The sequence below is a fragment of the Streptomyces sp. SudanB5_2050 genome (genome assembly GCF_964272335.1).
GTDB classification, from domain to species: Bacteria; Actinomycetota; Actinomycetes; order Streptomycetales; family Streptomycetaceae; genus Streptomyces; species Streptomyces rochei.
The window spans coordinates 943634-958891 of the sequence record NZ_OZ186760.1; the positions used below are offsets into that span (position 1 = coordinate 943634).

14 protein-coding genes are annotated in these 15258 nt (G+C 74.6%); 8 read left to right on the forward strand and 6 right to left on the reverse strand.

From position 1 onward, the window contains the following. Positions 1–109 precede the first annotated feature (109 nt). The 7 genes from ACFZP7_RS03965 (at position 110) to ACFZP7_RS03995 (ending at position 9696) form a co-directional block, all read left to right on the forward strand. Positions 110–3109 (forward strand): ATP-binding protein, encoded by a 3000-nt coding sequence (locus tag ACFZP7_RS03965; protein WP_385633852.1) that lies wholly within the window; start codon positions 110–112, stop codon positions 3107–3109. A gap of 49 nt (positions 3110–3158) precedes the next feature. Next, complete coding sequence (locus ACFZP7_RS03970) at positions 3159–4490, forward strand: CAP domain-containing protein (protein ID WP_385633853.1); 1332 nt, start codon at positions 3159–3161, stop codon at positions 4488–4490. Between the two features lie 58 nt (positions 4491–4548). Next, positions 4549–5226 carry an AIM24 family protein gene (locus ACFZP7_RS03975; RefSeq protein WP_109203530.1) on the forward strand — a complete coding sequence of 226 codons (678 nt, stop codon included), beginning with the start codon at positions 4549–4551 and terminating at the stop codon, positions 5224–5226. Between the two features lie 139 nt (positions 5227–5365). Further along, entirely contained in the window at positions 5366–6325 is a 960-nt protein-coding gene (locus ACFZP7_RS03980) for a threonine/serine dehydratase (protein WP_125537585.1), read from the forward strand. Positions 6326–6447: 122 nt separating this feature from the next. Beyond that, complete coding sequence (locus ACFZP7_RS03985) at positions 6448–8061, forward strand: serine/threonine protein kinase (RefSeq protein ID WP_385633854.1); 1614 nt, start codon at positions 6448–6450, stop codon at positions 8059–8061. Between the two features lie 81 nt (positions 8062–8142). Next, positions 8143–9120 (forward strand): LLM class F420-dependent oxidoreductase, encoded by a 978-nt coding sequence (locus tag ACFZP7_RS03990; protein ID WP_125771352.1) that lies wholly within the window; start codon positions 8143–8145, stop codon positions 9118–9120. Positions 9121–9270: 150 nt separating this feature from the next. Continuing rightward, a complete protein-coding gene (locus tag ACFZP7_RS03995; protein ID WP_019327314.1) occupies positions 9271–9696 on the forward strand; it encodes an SsgA family sporulation/cell division regulator in 426 nt (141 codons plus the stop codon). 6 nt (positions 9697–9702) lie between these two features. Here ACFZP7_RS03995 and ACFZP7_RS04000 read toward each other — a convergent pair whose 3' ends face one another. Beyond that, complete coding sequence (locus ACFZP7_RS04000) at positions 9703–10128, reverse strand: DUF6328 family protein (protein ID WP_146442734.1); 426 nt, start codon at positions 10126–10128, stop codon at positions 9703–9705. A 214-nt stretch (positions 10129–10342) separates the two neighbouring features. Here ACFZP7_RS04000 and ACFZP7_RS04005 point away from each other — a divergent pair, with 214 nt between their 5' ends. Continuing rightward, positions 10343–10690 (forward strand): hypothetical protein, encoded by a 348-nt coding sequence (locus ACFZP7_RS04005; protein ID WP_019327312.1) that lies wholly within the window; start codon positions 10343–10345, stop codon positions 10688–10690. Positions 10691–10706: 16 nt separating this feature from the next. Here ACFZP7_RS04005 and ACFZP7_RS04010 read toward each other — a convergent pair whose 3' ends face one another. The 5 genes from ACFZP7_RS04010 to ACFZP7_RS04030 all read right to left on the reverse strand — a co-directional run bounded on the left by ACFZP7_RS04010 (position 10707) and on the right by ACFZP7_RS04030 (position 15149). Continuing rightward, positions 10707–11690: an aldo/keto reductase gene (locus ACFZP7_RS04010; protein WP_046249647.1), complete on the reverse strand. Its 984-nt coding sequence runs from the start codon at positions 11688–11690 to the stop codon at positions 10707–10709. A gap of 62 nt (positions 11691–11752) precedes the next feature. Beyond that, positions 11753–12970 carry an FAD-dependent monooxygenase gene (locus tag ACFZP7_RS04015; protein ID WP_385633855.1) on the reverse strand — a complete coding sequence of 406 codons (1218 nt, stop codon included), beginning with the start codon at positions 12968–12970 and terminating at the stop codon, positions 11753–11755. A 156-nt stretch (positions 12971–13126) separates the two neighbouring features. Further along, entirely contained in the window at positions 13127–13825 is a 699-nt protein-coding gene (locus ACFZP7_RS04020; protein WP_029393756.1) for a ribonuclease H, read from the reverse strand. A gap of 43 nt (positions 13826–13868) precedes the next feature. Further along, complete coding sequence (locus ACFZP7_RS04025) at positions 13869–14660, reverse strand: VOC family protein (RefSeq protein ID WP_385633856.1); 792 nt, start codon at positions 14658–14660, stop codon at positions 13869–13871. A gap of 6 nt (positions 14661–14666) precedes the next feature. Next, the gene (locus ACFZP7_RS04030; protein WP_385633857.1) at positions 14667–15149 is read right to left on the reverse strand and encodes a VOC family protein; all 483 of its coding nucleotides are present in this window, start codon (positions 15147–15149) and stop codon (positions 14667–14669) included. Positions 15150–15258 lie beyond the last annotated feature (109 nt).

A 15258-nucleotide genomic window follows, 5' to 3' on the forward strand; every position in this document is an offset into this window, starting at 1 on the left:
CGACGCGCCCCGTCCGGGCGGCGCGCCCCGTCCGGGCGGTCCGGTGGGACCGGACCCCCGGGCGCGGGTTTCCCGCGGGGCTGTCCGACCCGCGTGCCAGGATGGGGACGTGCCGCAGACCTCTTCCGTCAGTCCGCTCGTCGGCCGCGAGGACGAACTCGCGCGTCTCACCGGCGTACTGGAGCGCGCCCGGGCCGGCGAGGCCCGCGCGGTGCTGATCGCCGGGGACGCCGGCGTCGGCAAGACCCGCACGCTGGACGAGGTGGCCGGGCGGGCGGCCGCGGCGGGGACGACCGTCCTCACCGGGCACTGCGTCGACCTGGGCGACGTCGGCCTGCCGTACCTGCCGTTCACCGAGATCCTCGGCGTGCTCGCCGCCGACGAGCGGTTCGCCGCCGTGCTGGCCGCCCACCCGGTGGCCGACCGGCTGCTGGGCGCCGGCCCGCAGGACGCGGAGGGCCGGGACGGCACCACGCGGTCACGACTGCGCCTGTTCGAGGACGTGGCCGCGCTGCTGGCCGAGCTGTCCGACGTCGCCCCGCTGCTGCTGGTCCTGGAGGACCTGCACTGGGCCGACCAGTCCTCCCGGGACCTGCTGAGGTTCCTCCTCAGCCGGGGCGTGCTGCAACGGCCCGCGGGCGGCGCCCGCGGTCACCGTGTCGCGCTCTTCGCCTCGTACCGGGCGGACGACCTGCACCGACGCCACCCGCTGCGCCCCCTGCTCGCCGAGCTGGTGCGGCTGCCGTCCGTGGAGCGCCTGGAGCTGCGGCCGCTGCCCGACGGCGACGTGGCCCGGCTGGTGCGTTCGCTGCGGGAGCGGCCGCTGCCGGAGGCGACCGTGCACCGGATCGTCGAACGCGCCGAGGGCAACGCCTTCTACGCCGAGGAACTGGTCGCGGCCACGGACGCGCCGGTCCACGGTGTGCCCAGCGGTCTGGCCGACGTCCTGCTGATCCGGTTCGAGCAGCTGTCGGAGACGGCCCAGCAGGTGCTGCGCACCGCCGCCGTCGCCGGGCGCAGGGTGGGGCACGAGCTGCTGCGGGACGCCGTCGGGCTGCCCGAGGAGGAACTGGAGTCGGCGCTGCGCGAGGCCCTGGGACGGCAGTTGCTCGTCTCCGACGACGGCGACACCTACTCCTTCCGGCACGCCCTCGCCCGCGAGGCGGTCTACGCCGACCTGCTGCCCGGCGAGCGGGCCCGGCTGCACGGCGCGTTCGCCCGGCTGCTGGGCGGTCCGGACCGCCGGTCGGACAGTGCCGCCGAGCGCGCCCACCACCACCGCGAGAGCCACGACCTGCCCCAGGCGCTCGCCGCGTCCCTGGAGGCCGCCGACCACGCCCAGCGCATCGGGGCGCCCGCCGAGGAGCTGCGGCACCTGGAGGCGGCCCTGGACCTGTGGTCGGTGGTCGACGCCGCCGCACGGCCCGCCGGCCCCGACGCCGTGACCCTCACGCTGCGCGCCTCGGCCGCCGCCGCGCACGCCGGCGACCTGCACCGCGCGGTGTCGCTCACCCGGTCGGCGCTGGCCGGCCTCGGGCAGGACGCGGACCTGGAACTCGCGGCCCGGGTCCGCTACACGCTCGCCGGGAACCTGCTGCGGGTCGACAACCTGTCGGCCGCCTTCGCCCACAGCAGCGAGGCGTTCGCCCTGATCCCCGCCGAGCCGCCGTCGCCGACGTGGGTGTGGGCCGCGGCGACCCACGTCATGGCGGCACGTCAGGTCGGCGAGATCGAGACCGCTCTGCGGGTGGGACGCCGGGCCCTGCGCGTCGCCGAGGAACTGGGGGTCGCCGACGCCCGGGCGGACCTCCTGATCTCGGTGATCGGTCTCGAGGACGACAACCGGACCACCGAGCGTGGCCGGCGACGGCTGCGGGAGGCCCGGGAGTTGGCCCGCCGGGCGGGGAACGCACCGGTGGAGCTGCGCGCGTTGTTCAACCTGGCCATCGGGTGCTTCGAGTCCGGAGCCCCGGCGGACTGCCTGGACCGGGCGGCGGAGGGACTGGAGCGGGCCCGGCGCTCCGGGCTCCTGTCCTCGCCCTACGCACGGGAGATGCGGTATCTGCGGCTGCTGGTGCGGTACACGCTGGGGCACTGGGAGGAGTGCCTGCGCGAGGCCGCCGAGGACGAGGCCGGCGGCCCGCCCGCCGCGGGCGCCCACACCGTCGCGCCCGTCCTGTACGTGGCGCTGGCGCGCGGCGACCTCGGGGCCGCCGACCGCGCGCGTGCCCTGCTGGACGGACCGTTCGACTGGATGGTCACGCTGGTGGCGGGCATCGTGCTGACCGACGCCGCCGCGCTGCGCGGGGACCCGGAGGACGCCGTGCGGTGGGCGCGGTCCACCGTGGCGAGGCTCACCGACGACGCGGGGACGCCGCCGGCCGTCACGGTCCGGCTCGCCGCGCTCGCCCTGTCCGCGGTCGCGGACACCGTCGTGGGGCTGCGCGCGGCCGGCGACGAGGCGGAAGCCGGCCGGTGGACTCAGGCCGCGGCCGAACTGCTGGAACAGGCCCGCCGGTCCGCCCGCCGGGGCGAGGACGACCGGCCTCAGGGCCCGGAGGGGCAGGCGTGGCTGGCCCGCGCGGAGGCGGAGTGGGAGCGGCTGGCCACCGGGCCCGACCCGGCGGCCTGGCAGCGGGCGGTGGACGGATTCGCCCACGGCGACGTGTACGAACGGGCCCGCTGCCGGCTGCGGCTGGCCGAGGCGCTGCTGGCGGCCGGCCGCCCCCAGGAGGCGGCCCGCGAGGCCGGCCTCGCCCATCGGGAGGCCGACCGGCTGGGTGCCGCCCCGCTGCGTGAGCGGCTGGACGATCTGGTGCGGCGGGCCCGGCCGGCGGACACCGGGGACCGCGCCACGCAGCTGACCGCCCGCGAACAGGAGGTGCTGCGGCTCCTCGCCCGGGGGCGCAGCAACCGCCAGATCGGCGAGGAGCTGTTCATCACGGCCAAGACGGCGAGCGTCCACGTCTCCAACATCCTCGCCAAGCTGGAGGCGGCGAGCCGCACCGAGGCGGTGGCGGTCGCCTACCGGCAGGGCCTGATCGCACCGGAGACCGCCGGTCCGGGCCGACCGGCCGACCGGGAACCCCTGCCCCGCGGCGGACGTTGACCCGACAGCCGACACCCGCAGGAGCGCCGACCGGGAGGCAGGGCGGCAGATGAGTGAGCTGGTGCCCGGGGGGAACCTCCCCCTGCCGGACGGACCCGTCAGCGTACGGGTGCCCGGCGCCTTCGACGTGTCGGCGCTGGTGACCGACGACGGCGGCAAGGTGGCCGGGGACGGCGACTTCGTCTTCTACAACCAGCCGCGGGCACCGGGCATCCGCCTGCGGGGCGACACGCTCACCGTCGATCCGGCGCGACTGCGGCCGGGTGCCACCCGCGTCACGATCGCGGTCAGCCCCTCCGACCCGGGCACCGCCCTCGGCGCGCTCCCCTCCCCCGCGCTCCAGGTCGCCGACGCGCGCGGGCACGCGCTGACGCGGTTCGTCCCCGCCCGTCCCCGGCAGGAGACGGTCCTGCTGCTCGCGGAGTTCTACCGGCGCGGCGCGGGCTGGAAGCTGCGCGCCCTGGGGCAGGGGTACGCCGACGGACTCGCCGGGCTGGCCCGGGACTTCGGGGTGGACGTCGACGACGAGGCGGACGGTCCGCCGCAGCCGCTCGCCGCACGCGGGGTGCCCGCCCGACCCGTGCCGGCGTCGGTGCCGGTCCCCGACTCCGACGGGTTCCTGACCCTGGTCAACGCCGCCCGGACGGCGGCGGGTTCCCGGCCCGTCGCAGCGGACGCCCGCCTGCACACCGCGGCCCGGGCGCACGCCGCCGCGATGTCCGCGGCCGGCGCGCTGAGCGTCGAGACCCGGGACGGCGTCTGCGTCCACCAGCGCGTCGTCTCCGCGGGGTACGCGTACCTCACCGTCGGCGAGCACCTGGTCTCCGGCCCGCGCACCCCCGCCGAGTTCGTCACCTACTGCCTGCGCGCCGAGCGGACCCGCCGTACGCTGCACCATCCCGCCTTCACCCACACCGGGTGGGGACACGCGACGGGCGGCCCCTCGGGCGACACGTACTGGACGGTGCTGTGGGCCGTGCCGCTCACCCCGGACGGTCTGGCCCGCACCACGGACGAGGTCGTCGACCTCACCAACCGGGAGCGGGCCCGCGCCGGTCTGCCCGCGCTGGCCGTCGACCCGCGGCTCACCGCCGCCGCCCAGGCGCACAGCGCCGACATGGTGGCCCGCGACTTCTACTCCCACACCGATCCGGACGGCGGCCGGCCCTGGGACCGGGCCGCCGCCGCGGGCGCCGCCCGGCGCACGGTCGGCGAGAACATAGCCTGCGGCCAGCGCTCCCCCGCCGACGTGGTGGAGGGCTGGATGAACAGTCCCGGTCACCGGGCCAACATCCTCGAGGCCGACTTCACCCACCTCGGGATCGGCCTCGCCGGCGGCGGGCGGGCGGGCACGTACTGGACCCAGCTCTTCGGCGGCTGAACGAGCCGGGAACCACCCGATCTTGGCGGAACGGGGCACTCCGGGACAGGATGCGCCTATGAAGGGTGACCTCTTTTCCAGCGAGCACATGGTGCAGCCCGCGACCGCGCCGGGCATGACCGTCGAGAACTCCAAGTGCATCCGTTACACGGTGAACGGCGAGATGCTGGCGCGGCAGGGCGCGATGGTCGCCTACCGCGGCAGTCTGCAGTTCGAGCGCAAGGGCCAGGGTGTGGGCGGGATGCTCAAGCGCGCGGTCACCGGCGAGGGGCTGCCCCTGATGGCGGTGCGCGGACAGGGCGAGGCATGGTTCGCGCACGAGGCGCAGAACTGCTTCGTGGTGGACGTCGAGCCCGGTGACGAGTTCACCGTCAACGGCCGCAACGTCCTGTGTTTCGACGCCTCGTTGTCGTACCGCATCTCCACCGTCAAGGGCTCCGGCATCGCCGGCGGCGGGCTCTTCAACAGCGTCTTCACGGGCCAGGGCAGGCTGGGCCTGATCTGCGAGGGCAGCCCGCTGGTCATCCCGGTCTCGCCCCAGTACCCGGTCTACGTCGACACCGACGCGGTCGTCGGCTGGTCCGCGGGGCTGTCGACCTCGCTGCACCGCTCGCAGTCCATCGGCTCGATGCTGCGCGGCGGGTCCGGGGAGGCCGTCCAACTGGTGCTCCAGGGCGAGGGGTTCGTCGTGGTGCGGCCGAGCGAGGCGACGCCGCAGAAGCCACAGCAACACTGAGCCGCGCGCCCGTCGGCCGGCCCGGCCGTGGTGCGCCCGTGCCTCGTGGGACCCCGGGGCCCGTGTTGACCTTGGGCACCGCACGCGAAAGGGTGCGAGCGGGCGCGGACGGGCGCCCGGGTTCGGAAGGAAGAGTGCCTTGATCGGGATCACGGACATCGAAGCCGCGGCCGAGCGGATCGCCGGACACGTCGTACGCACCCCGACCGTGCCCAGCCCCGGGCTGTCCGGGCTGCTCGGGGTGCCCGTGACCGCGAAGCTGGAGCTGCTCCAACGCACCGGTTCGTTCAAGGCGCGCGGCGCGACGGCGAAGCTGCTGTCGCTGACCGAGGCCGAGCGGGCCGCCGGGGTCGTCGCGGTCAGCGGCGGCAACCACGGTGTCGCCGTGGCGGTCATGGCCGCCGCGCTCGACGTGAAGGCCACGGTGGTCATGCCGCGTACGGCACCGGCCCGTTCGGTGGAGGTGGCCGAGGAGGCGGGCGCGCTGGTGCGGCTCACCGACGGCATGGACAGTGCCTTCGCGCTCGTCTCCCGGCTGCGCGAGGAGGGGCTGACCCTGGTCCACCCCTTCGACGACCCCGTGGTGGTCGCCGGGCAGGGCACCGTGGGTCTCGAGTTCGCCGAGGACGCCGGGGAGCTGACGGACGTCGTCGTGAGCATCGGAGGCGGCGGGCTGATCGCGGGGGTGGCGGCGGCGCTGCGGGCGCGTCGGCCCGACGTGCGGATCTGGGGCGTGGAGACGGAGGGCGCCGAGGCCATGTCCCAGGCCCTGGCGGCGGGCGGGCCGCGCTCCGTGTCCCTGTCGTCGATCGTCACCACGCTCAGCGCCCCGGCCGTCTCCCGGCTCACGTACGAGCATGTGTCGGCGCTGGTCACCGAGGTGCTGGTGGTGCCGGACCGGGAGGCCGTCGAGGGTTCGCTGGCGCTGGCCGAGCACGGGAAGGTGTGGACCGAGCCGGCCGCCGGGTGCCTGCTGCCTGCGGCCCGGCGGGTGGTGGAGCGGGTCGGGGACGGCGCCAGGATCGGGCTGGTGGTCTGCGGCGGCAACGCCACGACCGCCGACATGACGGGCTGGGCGGACCGCTTCGGGCTGCGCTGACGGGGTCCGCGCGCCACTGCCCCCACGACCTCGATTCCCACCGACTCGCCGCCGCGTTGAACGCGGCCCGCCCGGCTCCCCGTACTTCTGGGCAAGCCGAGAGCCGACGGTGCGAACGAGGGATGACCATGGGCAGGGCGCGCGTCTCCACACACGAGCTGATCGCCGGACGGTACCGCCTGCTCGAGGTCGTGCACCGGGAGACGAACCATGTCTCCTGGTCCGGGGAGGACGTCCACACGGGCCGCCCGTGCCTGGTCGCGCAGACCGCGCTGCCCGAGGGGGAAGGGGCCGGCGAGACGGCGCGCCGTACCGCCGGCCGGGTGGTCCGCACCGGCGCGACGCTGCAGGCGCGGTGCCCCGGGCGGGTCGCCGAGGTGGTCGACGCGGTGGTGGAGGACGGCTTCCTGTGGACGGTGACCGAGTGGCCCGGCGGAGTGCCGCTCGGAGAACTCCTGGAACGGCACGGCACGCTCAACTACGTACGGGCGGCGCGCGTCGGTCTGGAGTTGCTGGAGGTCCTGGAGGCCGCGCACGGACAGGGCGTCACGCACGGGGAGCTGAGCCCGGGACAGGTGTGGGTGCGGGAGGAGGGATCGGTCGTCGTCACCGGCTTCGGACTGGCCGGCGCCGCCCTCGTTCCCCGGCTGACCGCCCCCTCGTACGCCTCGCCCGAGCAGGCCCGCGACGAGCGGTTCGGGCCCGCGGCCGATCTGTGGACGCTGGGCGCGCTCCTCTACGCGATGGCCGAGGGCCGTCCGCCGTTCCGTGACCGGGGCCGGCCCGAGGCGACACTGCGGGGCGTGGACCGGCTGCCGCTGCGCACCCCGGTGCGGGCCGGTCCGCTCGCCCAGACCGTGCGGGGGCTGCTGCGCAAGGACCACCGGGAGCGCCTGACCCACCCGGTGGTGCGTGCGGCCCTGACCCGGGTCCTCACGGAGGATCCCGACGCGGCCGTCCGCGCGGTGCCCCGGCCCCGGCTGCGGGGCGCGTGTGCCGCCGCCCGGGAGGCGGGCCGGCCGGGGAACCGGCGGGCGACGGCGGCCGTCACCGTCCTGGCGGTCGTCGCGGTGACGGCCGCCGTCCTGGCGGTGACCCACGGACTGCCCGGCACCGACGGCGACGCCGCAGCCGGGGCCCGCGGGCGCCCCTCGGCCCCCGCGACACCGCCCTCGGGAGAAGCGGCGCCTCCCGCCGGCGCGGCGCCCTCACCGCCACCCTCGGTCTCGCCCTCGCCCTCACGGCCCGGCGACCCCCTCCCGGCCGGTTTCCGCCGCTACGACGCGCCCGAGGGCTTCTCCGTCGCCCTCCCCGAGGGCTGGCGCCGCCTGGACACCTCGCGCGTGCCGGACGGGGCCTACCGGGTCGTCTTCGGCGCGGACGGGGACCCGCGCACGCTCGCGGTCACCCACAGCGAGCGGGCGGGCGAGGACCCCGTGGCGGTGTGGCGCGACGACGTGGAGCCCGGGCTCCGGCGCTCGGACGGCGAGTACCGCCGTATCGGCGCCGTACGGGCGACGACGTACCGGGGCCGTGAGGCCGCCGACATGGAGTGGGTCGTCCGGGACGGCGGCGAGCGCAGGCGCACCTTCGGGCGGGGCTTCCTCCTGGGCGGCGGACGCAGCTTCTCGCTGCGCTGGACGGCGCCGGCGGACGACTGGGCGGAGACGGCGAACCAGAAGGCGCTCGCCGCCGTCCTGGCGACGTTCCGGGAGGGCCCGGACCGGCGCACCTGACGGACGGCTTCACCCTCCCCTGCTGCCGGCTTCGCCGCACCTCCCCTGTTTTCGCTCCGTCCGGCCGGGGACTCGCCTCTTATGGTGCAAATCGGATACACGATGATGACCGAGCAGGCCGGCCCCCGTGAGCTGGTCGGCCATCTGGTGCGCGCGGAGGAGGTGGGGTTCGACTTCTCGGTGACCTCGGACCACTACTTCCCCTGGCTGCGGGCGCAGGGCCACTCGCCGTACGCGTGGAGCGTGCTGGGCGCGGCGGCGCAGGCGACCTCCCGCATTCCGCTGATGACCTACGTGACGTGTCCGACGTTCCGCTACCACCCGGCGGTGGTGGCGCAGAAGGCGGCGACGATGCAGTTGCTGTCCGAGGGCCGCTTCCGGCTGGGGCTCGGCTCGGGCGAGAACCTCAACGAGCACGTCGTGGGCGGCGGCTGGCCGTCGGTCGACGTGCGGCACGAGATGCTCCACGAGGCCGTGGAGATCATCCGTGCTCTGTTCGAGGGCGGTCATGTGAACCACCGCGGCACCCACTTCGATGTGGAGTCGGCGCGTCTGTGGGACGTGCCGGACAGCCCGCCGCCCATCGGCATCGCCGTCTCCGGGGAGCGTTCCTGCAAGCTCGCGGGCGAGCACGCCGACCTGGTGATCGCCACCGAGCCCAAGCAGGGACTGCTGGAGTCCTTCGACCGGCACGGCGGCCGCGGCAAGCCGCGCGTCGGCCAGCTCCCGGTCTCCTACGACCCCGACCGGGACACGGCGATCAAGCGCGCCCACGCCCAGTTCCGCTGGTTCGGCAGCGGCTGGAAGGTCAACTCCGAGCTGCCGCACCCGGACTCCTTCGAGGCGGCCACCCAGTTCGTCACCCCGGACGACGTCGCCGAGTCGATCCCGTGCGGCGACGACCCGGACGCGTTCGTGGAGGCCGTACGCCCCTACGCCGAGGCCGGCTTCACCGAGATCGCCCTGGTGCAGATCGGTGGCGAGAGCCAACCCGCCTTCCTGGACTGGTCGGAGAAGACCCTGCTCCCGGCCCTGCGCGAGGCGCTGGGCGACTCCTGAGGCGCCGCTCCGGCCGGCACCGGGTCTGCGGAGCCGGGGCAGCGGGACCGGGGGACGGCGGGGCCGCCGCGAATCACCCGTACGCCTGAGCATCTTGCGGGCGTACGGGGTACTAGAGGGCCCTACGCCGTTCCCCGGGAGGCCCCTGTCGTGAAGTCCCTCGTGCGCAAGACGCTGGTCGTGCAGCTCCAGGCCGGTGAGACCGAACGCTGCCCGGTCCTCGCCCACCTCGCCTACGACGCCGCGGACCCGTTCGCCCTCACCGTGGTCTTCAGCCACGACGGCCGGGTGCTCGCCCGCTGGACCCTCGACCGGGAGATGGTGGGCGAAGGGCTGACCCGTCCGGTCGGCGAGGGCGACGTGCGGCTGAGCCCCGAGTCGCGGGGCATGTGGGACGAGCTGCGCGTCGAACTGCTGGGCGACACGCGGACGGACGGCGGCCGCCACCGCGCCGTGGTGTACCTGTGGGCGGCGGCGGTCGAGGCGTTCCTGCGCGAGACGTACGACGTGGTCCGGCCGGGACGGGAGGAAGTGCGCGTCGACGACTTCCTGGCGGAACTGATGGCCGAGGGCTGACCGCCCTCAGCGGGACGTGTGGCGGTGCCGGGTCCACATCGGGATCCCGAACCAGCACAGCAGGTACCAGAACACCACGCCCGCGACGAGGTAGGGCACGAAGCCGTCGTGGGTCGCCACGCGGAGGATCAGCAGCAGCGAGCAGGCCGTCGTGGCGAGGAGCAGCACCAGGCCGAGCAGGGTCAGCCGGGACGCCCACCGCACCGCCTGGGGTTTCACGCGCCGCCCCGAGACCAGGCGGTGCAGGGAGACCGGCCCGATCAGCGCGCCGGTCGTGACCGCGCCGAGGACGACCGTGATCAGGTAGATCATCTGGTCGGTGTCCGAGAGGTCGTCGTACTTGGGCTGGAACACCACGGTGAGCAGGAAGCCGAAGAGGATCTGCACACCCATCTGGGCGACGCGGACCTCCTGGATCAGCTCCGTCCACATCCGGTCCGCCCGCTCCTCCTCGGTCTCGTTGCGCCCTCTGCGCCGGGCCGGTCCCTCGTCCGTGTCCGTCACTTTTCCTCCCGTTGTCGTGACCGCGTCCCCTTCCCTCTTCCCGGGTTCCCCACCCGCAGGCCCCCGCACGGCCATGGGCGTTTGGGCGGCCGGGGGCCGGTTACACGGGCCGGGAACCACGCAGCCCGGAGGAAGGCGAAGGATGTCCGACACTCAGCTCACCGTGACGCTCAGCGGCGGCGGCGTCGACGACGCGCGGGCGATCGTCCGCGCGCTGGAGGGCGTCTTCGGGGCTCCCGACAGTCTGCCGTCCGACGAGCACGCGACGGTACGCACCGCGACCTTCGACGCCGCGGGCGCCCCGGAGGCGTCCTCGGAACCGCGGGAGGCGGGCGCCCCGCTGTCCGCGCCGGTGACGGTCACCGTGCAGGGCACGCCGCAGGCCGTCGAGACCGCGAGCCGGCTGCTGTCCCGCGCCTTCGGCACGCGGGACGAGGGAGCGGCCTCCGGCGACCAGGAGCGGGAACGGGAACTGCTCCTGGTGCCGTGAGGTCCGCGCGCGCCGGCTACCAGCGGCCCTCGACCTGGTCCTTGATCCGGCGCTCGTAGAGGTCGCGGACGGCCGCGAGGGTGTCCTCGGACAGCTCCGGCAGCCGGGCGGCCTCCGTGTTGGCGCGCGCCTGCTCGGGCGAGCGGGCGCCGGGGATCACGGTGGTCACGCCCGGCTGCTGGATGATCCAGCGCAGCGCCAGCTGCGCCGGGGTGTATCCCTCGGGGGCGAGCGCGGCGAACTCGGCGGCCGCCTCCACGCCGGTGGCGAAGTCGACGCCGGAGAAGGTCTCCCCCTGGTCGAAGGCCTCACCGTGCCGGTTGAAGTTGCGGTGGTCGTTGGCGGCGAAGACCGTGTCCCGGGTGTACTTGCCGGACAGCAGGCCGGAGGCGAGCGGCACCCGGGCGATGATGCCGACGCCCGCCTCCCGGGCCGCCGGCAGGACCTCGCGCAAAGGCTTCATCCGGAACGGATTGAGGATGATCTGCACGCTCGCCACGTTCGGCCGGGCGATGGCGGTCAGCGCCTCGGCGCAGGTCTCCACGCTGACGCCGTACGCGGCGACGCGCTCCTCCTCGACCAGGGTGTCCAGGGCGTCGAACACCTCGTCGCTGGAGTACACGGGGGTGGGCGGGCAGTGGAGCTGCACCAGGTCGATCACGTCGACGCCGAGGTTGCGGCGGGAACGGTCGTTCCACTCCCGGAAGTTGTCCAGAACGTAGTTCTGCGGGATCTGCTCGACCCGGCGGCCCATCTTGGTGGCCACCAGCACGTGCAGGTCGGGCCGGCCGCGCAGGAAGGTGGCGATGGTCTCCTCGCTGCGCCCGTCGCCGTACACATCGGCGGTGTCGAAGAAGGTCACCCCCGATTCGGCCGCCGCCTCCAGCACCGTGAGGGCTTCCTTGTCGTCGACGTCTCCCCAGTCGGCGCCGAGTTGCCAGGTGCCGAGTCCGATCACCGAGGCGTGCTGGTCCGACCTGTCGAAAGTGCGCTCGTCCATGGGCGCCAGTCTGTCATCCGGTGCCCGCCCGCACCGCGTCGGCACGGTGCGGGCGGGGCGGCTCAGCCGCGGGCGGCCAGGTTCCGCGCCTCGACCGTCCGTGCGATCCGGGGCCCCAGCCGGCGCTTGAGCCGGCGCAGCGTCTCCAGTCGCCCGGCCGCGCGGTCGATCCGGTGGTACAGCCGGGGCGGGACGTAGGGCAGCAGCGGCGAATGGCGCTGGCCGAGCAGCGCGAACATCTCCTGCGGGGGCAGCCGGATGTAGCGGGGCAGGTTCTCGTACCACTGGGCGCTGTGGCGGGCCGCGCTCTGCACCGGCAGCAGGGCCGCCCTGCGCTCCTGTTCGTAGCGGGCGAGGGCGTCCCGGAGGGCGACCGGCTCGCCGAGCGCCGCCGCCAGGGACATCGCGTCCTCCAGGGCGAGCGTGGTGCCGGCGCCGATGGAGTAGTGCGTGGTGTGGGCGGCGTCGCCGAGCAGGACGAGATTGCCCCGGGACCAGGTGCGGTTGGTGAGGGTGCGGAAGGTCAGCCACGAGGCGCCGGCGCCCCGCCCGGACCTGCCGGTGAGCGGGTGGCCGTCGAGGACGTCGGCGAAGAGCTTCTCCAGTACGACCAGCCCCTCGGCCTCGTCGGCCCGGTCCAGTCCCAGCCCGGACCAGGTCTCGGGCGCGCACTCGACGACGCAGGTGCTGCCCCCGGGGCCGTAGCCGTAGCCGTACGCCCAGATCCAGCCGTGGTCGGTCTCGGCGAAGGCGAAGGTGAAGGCGTCGAAGACCTTGGTGGTGCCGAGCCAGAGGTAGTGGTTGCGCCCGGCGCGGACCTCGGTGCCGAAGTGACCGGCGTACCGGGTGCGCAGGGCGCTGCCCACGCCGTCGGCCGCCACGACGAGGTCGGCGTCGGGAAGGCGGTCGGCGCGGACCTCGTGCTCGTGCTCCAGGCGCACGCCCAGGGCGCGGGCCCGGGCGGCGAGGATCTCCAGGAGCCGGTGGCGGCCGATGCCGAAGCCCTCGTCCCCGTGGTGGCGGACCGTGTGCCCGCCCACGTGGGCAACGCCGTCGCGCCAGCGCACGGAGTGCTCCTCGACGGCGCGGGCGGACGCGGGGTCGTGCGCGTGGAGCCGGTCGAGGAGGCCGCGCCAGTAGGTCACACCCCAGCCGTAGGTGGACCCCTCGGGGTTGCGTTCGTGGACGGTGATGTCGTGGGACGGGTCCCGCAGCTTCAGCAGGATCGACAGGTACAGGCCGGCGGGCCCGCCGCCGACGCAGGCGACCTTCACATTCACCCCTGGGTTGCACTCTGAGCGATCATGTCGCTACGCAGCGTACAGAGGTGAGGAACGGTGGGGCGTGACCCCGCCCGACGCGGGTCGCGCGCCCGGCGTCCGCGTCCGCCGGGCACCGTCCCTCTCCCGTCCGGGGACCGGTCCCGCGCTCCCGTCCTAGCCGGCCGCGGCCGTGCGGCACTCCGGATGGCCCCAGCCCTGGTCGTTCTTGGCGATGGACTCGCCCGCCGCGTACGAACGGCCGCACAGGCAGCGTCCGGGGAACTTCGCCTTGATGGTGCGCGCGGAGGCGCCGCCACCCTTGCGGGCGGTGCCCGGCTTGCGGCGCGGTGCCTTCTTCGCCGGGACGTCGGGGGCGGGCGGCGGCTCCGGTGAGCCGAGCGCGCTGCCCGCCGCCTCCTGGACGACGGCCGCCTGACTGGCGGCGCGGTCGGCGAAGTCGTTCAGCCGGTCGCCGTCGACCTGGTGGGCGGGCACGTAGCGGAAGTCGACCGAGCGGCCGTCGAGCAGCGCGTCGATGCGCACGACCAGTTCCTGGTTGGCGACCGGCTTGCCGGCCGCCGTCTTCCAGCCGTTGCGCTTCCAGCCGGGCAGCCAGGTGGTGACGGCCTTCATGGCGTACTGCGAGTCCATGCGGACCTCGAGCGGCACGCCGGGGTCGGTCGATGCCAGCAGGCGCTCCAGCGCGGTGAGTTCGGCGATGTTGTTGGTGGCCCTGCCCAGCGGGCCGGCCTCCCAGCGCACCGGGGTCTCCGACGCGTCGGCGACGACCCAGGCCCAGCCGGCCGGGCCCGGGTTTCCCTTCGAAGCCCCGTCGCACGCGGCCACAACACGTTCAAGCATGCGCCCGATCATGCCATGGCACGGCGGGTCCACCGGACCGGGCCGGAAGGCCGCTTCAGCGGACGTCCGTGAGTTTCGGCATGTCACCCTCGGTCCTGGTGACGTCGATCACCGAGAAGTCGGCGCCCTGCGGGTCGCTCAGCGCCGCGTACCGCCCGAACGGGGTGCTCATCGGCCCGAAGCGGAGGGTGCCGCCGAGTGCGGTGGCGCGGGTCACGGCCGCGTCGCAGTCGGGGACGGTGAAGTAGACGTTGATGTACGACGGCACCTCGGGCGGGAAGTCGTCGGTCATGGCCATGCGGCCCAGGACGGGCTCCTCGCCCAGATCGAAGACGCGGAAGTCGACGTTGTCGTCCTCCATCTGCTTCGCGGTGTAGCCGAAGACGGCGGGGAAGAAGGCGTCCGAGGCGCCGGGCTCCCGGGTGAAGACCTCGGCCCAGCAGTACGCGCCGGGCACGGCGACGGCCTCGAACCCCTCGTGCGTGCCGCCCTGCCAGAGGCCGAAGACGACGCCGCCCGGGTCCCGGGCCAGGCACATGGTGCCGTAGTCGCCGACCCGCATCGGCCCCATCACCACGTCGCCGCCCGCCTCCCGGACGCGCGCCGCGCTCGCCTCGGCGTCGGCGGTGGCGAAGTACAGGCACCACTGCGCCTGGTCCTCCTGTCCGGGCACCGGCGGCACCACGGCGGCGACCGCCTTGCCGTCCGCGTAGCACTGGGTGTAGTCGCCGTACTCCGACGACGACACGCCGAAGGTCCAGCCGAGGACGTCGCCGTAGAAGCGCTTGGCCCCCTCGACGTCGCCGAACATCGCATCCGCCCAGCAGGGCGTTCCTTCAGGTCGCATGTGGCTTCACTCCCCTGCGTACGCCTTCTCCAGCGCGGCGATGTCGAGCTTGCGCATCGTCATCATGGCCTGGTTGACCCGCGCCACCTTCGTGGGATCGGGGTCCCGGAACATCTCCTCGAGCCGGCCCGGGACGACCTGCCAGGAGACGCCGAACCGGTCCTTGAGCCAGCCGCAGGGCCCCTCCTCGCCGCCGCCCTCGGTCAGCTCGGCCCAGTAGTGGTCGACCTCCTTCTGGTCGTCGCAGGTGATCTGGAAGGAGATCGCCTCGTTGAACCGGAACTCCGGGCCGCCGTTGAGGGCCACGAACCGCTGGCCGTTGGCCGTGAAGTCGACGGTGAGCACGGTGCCGGCGGGCTGGTGCGCGCCCTCGGGGTAGCGGGTGACGGCCCCGAGGGACGAGTTCTCGAAGAGCGAGACGTAGAAGCGCGCGGCCTCCTCCGCCCGGCCGTCGAACCAGAGACAGGTGGTGAATCCGTCGGTGTCCATCAGTACCCTCCCGGGCGCGGAAACACGGTCACCACTGTCGACCCGCCGGAGTCCGGAAACTCATCGGCCGCCCGGGACTCGTCGGCCGCCCGGGACCCGCCGTCCGCTC

Bases quoted from the DNA above. Each gene is read 5' to 3' on its own strand.
- ACFZP7_RS03970 (WP_385633853.1), top strand. From the start codon at position 3,159: ATGAGTGAGCTGGTGCCCGGGGGGAACCTCCCCCTGCCGGACGGACCC.
- ACFZP7_RS03975 (WP_109203530.1), top strand. From the start codon at position 4,549: ATGAAGGGTGACCTCTTTTCCAGCGAGCACATGGTGCAGCCCGCGACC.
- ACFZP7_RS03985 (WP_385633854.1), top strand. From the start codon at position 6,448: ATGACCATGGGCAGGGCGCGCGTCTCCACACACGAGCTGATCGCCGGA.
- ACFZP7_RS03990 (WP_125771352.1), top strand. From the start codon at position 8,143: ATGGTGCAAATCGGATACACGATGATGACCGAGCAGGCCGGCCCCCGT.
- ACFZP7_RS04000 (WP_146442734.1), bottom strand. From the start codon at position 10,128: ATGTGGACGGAGCTGATCCAGGAGGTCCGCGTCGCCCAGATGGGTGTG.
- ACFZP7_RS04005 (WP_019327312.1), top strand. From the start codon at position 10,343: ATGTCCGACACTCAGCTCACCGTGACGCTCAGCGGCGGCGGCGTCGAC.
- ACFZP7_RS04010 (WP_046249647.1), bottom strand. From the start codon at position 11,690: ATGGACGAGCGCACTTTCGACAGGTCGGACCAGCACGCCTCGGTGATC.
- ACFZP7_RS04020 (WP_029393756.1), bottom strand. From the start codon at position 13,825: ATGATCGGGCGCATGCTTGAACGTGTTGTGGCCGCGTGCGACGGGGCT.
- ACFZP7_RS04025 (WP_385633856.1), bottom strand. From the start codon at position 14,660: ATGCGACCTGAAGGAACGCCCTGCTGGGCGGATGCGATGTTCGGCGAC.
- ACFZP7_RS04030 (WP_385633857.1), bottom strand. From the start codon at position 15,149: ATGGACACCGACGGATTCACCACCTGTCTCTGGTTCGACGGCCGGGCG.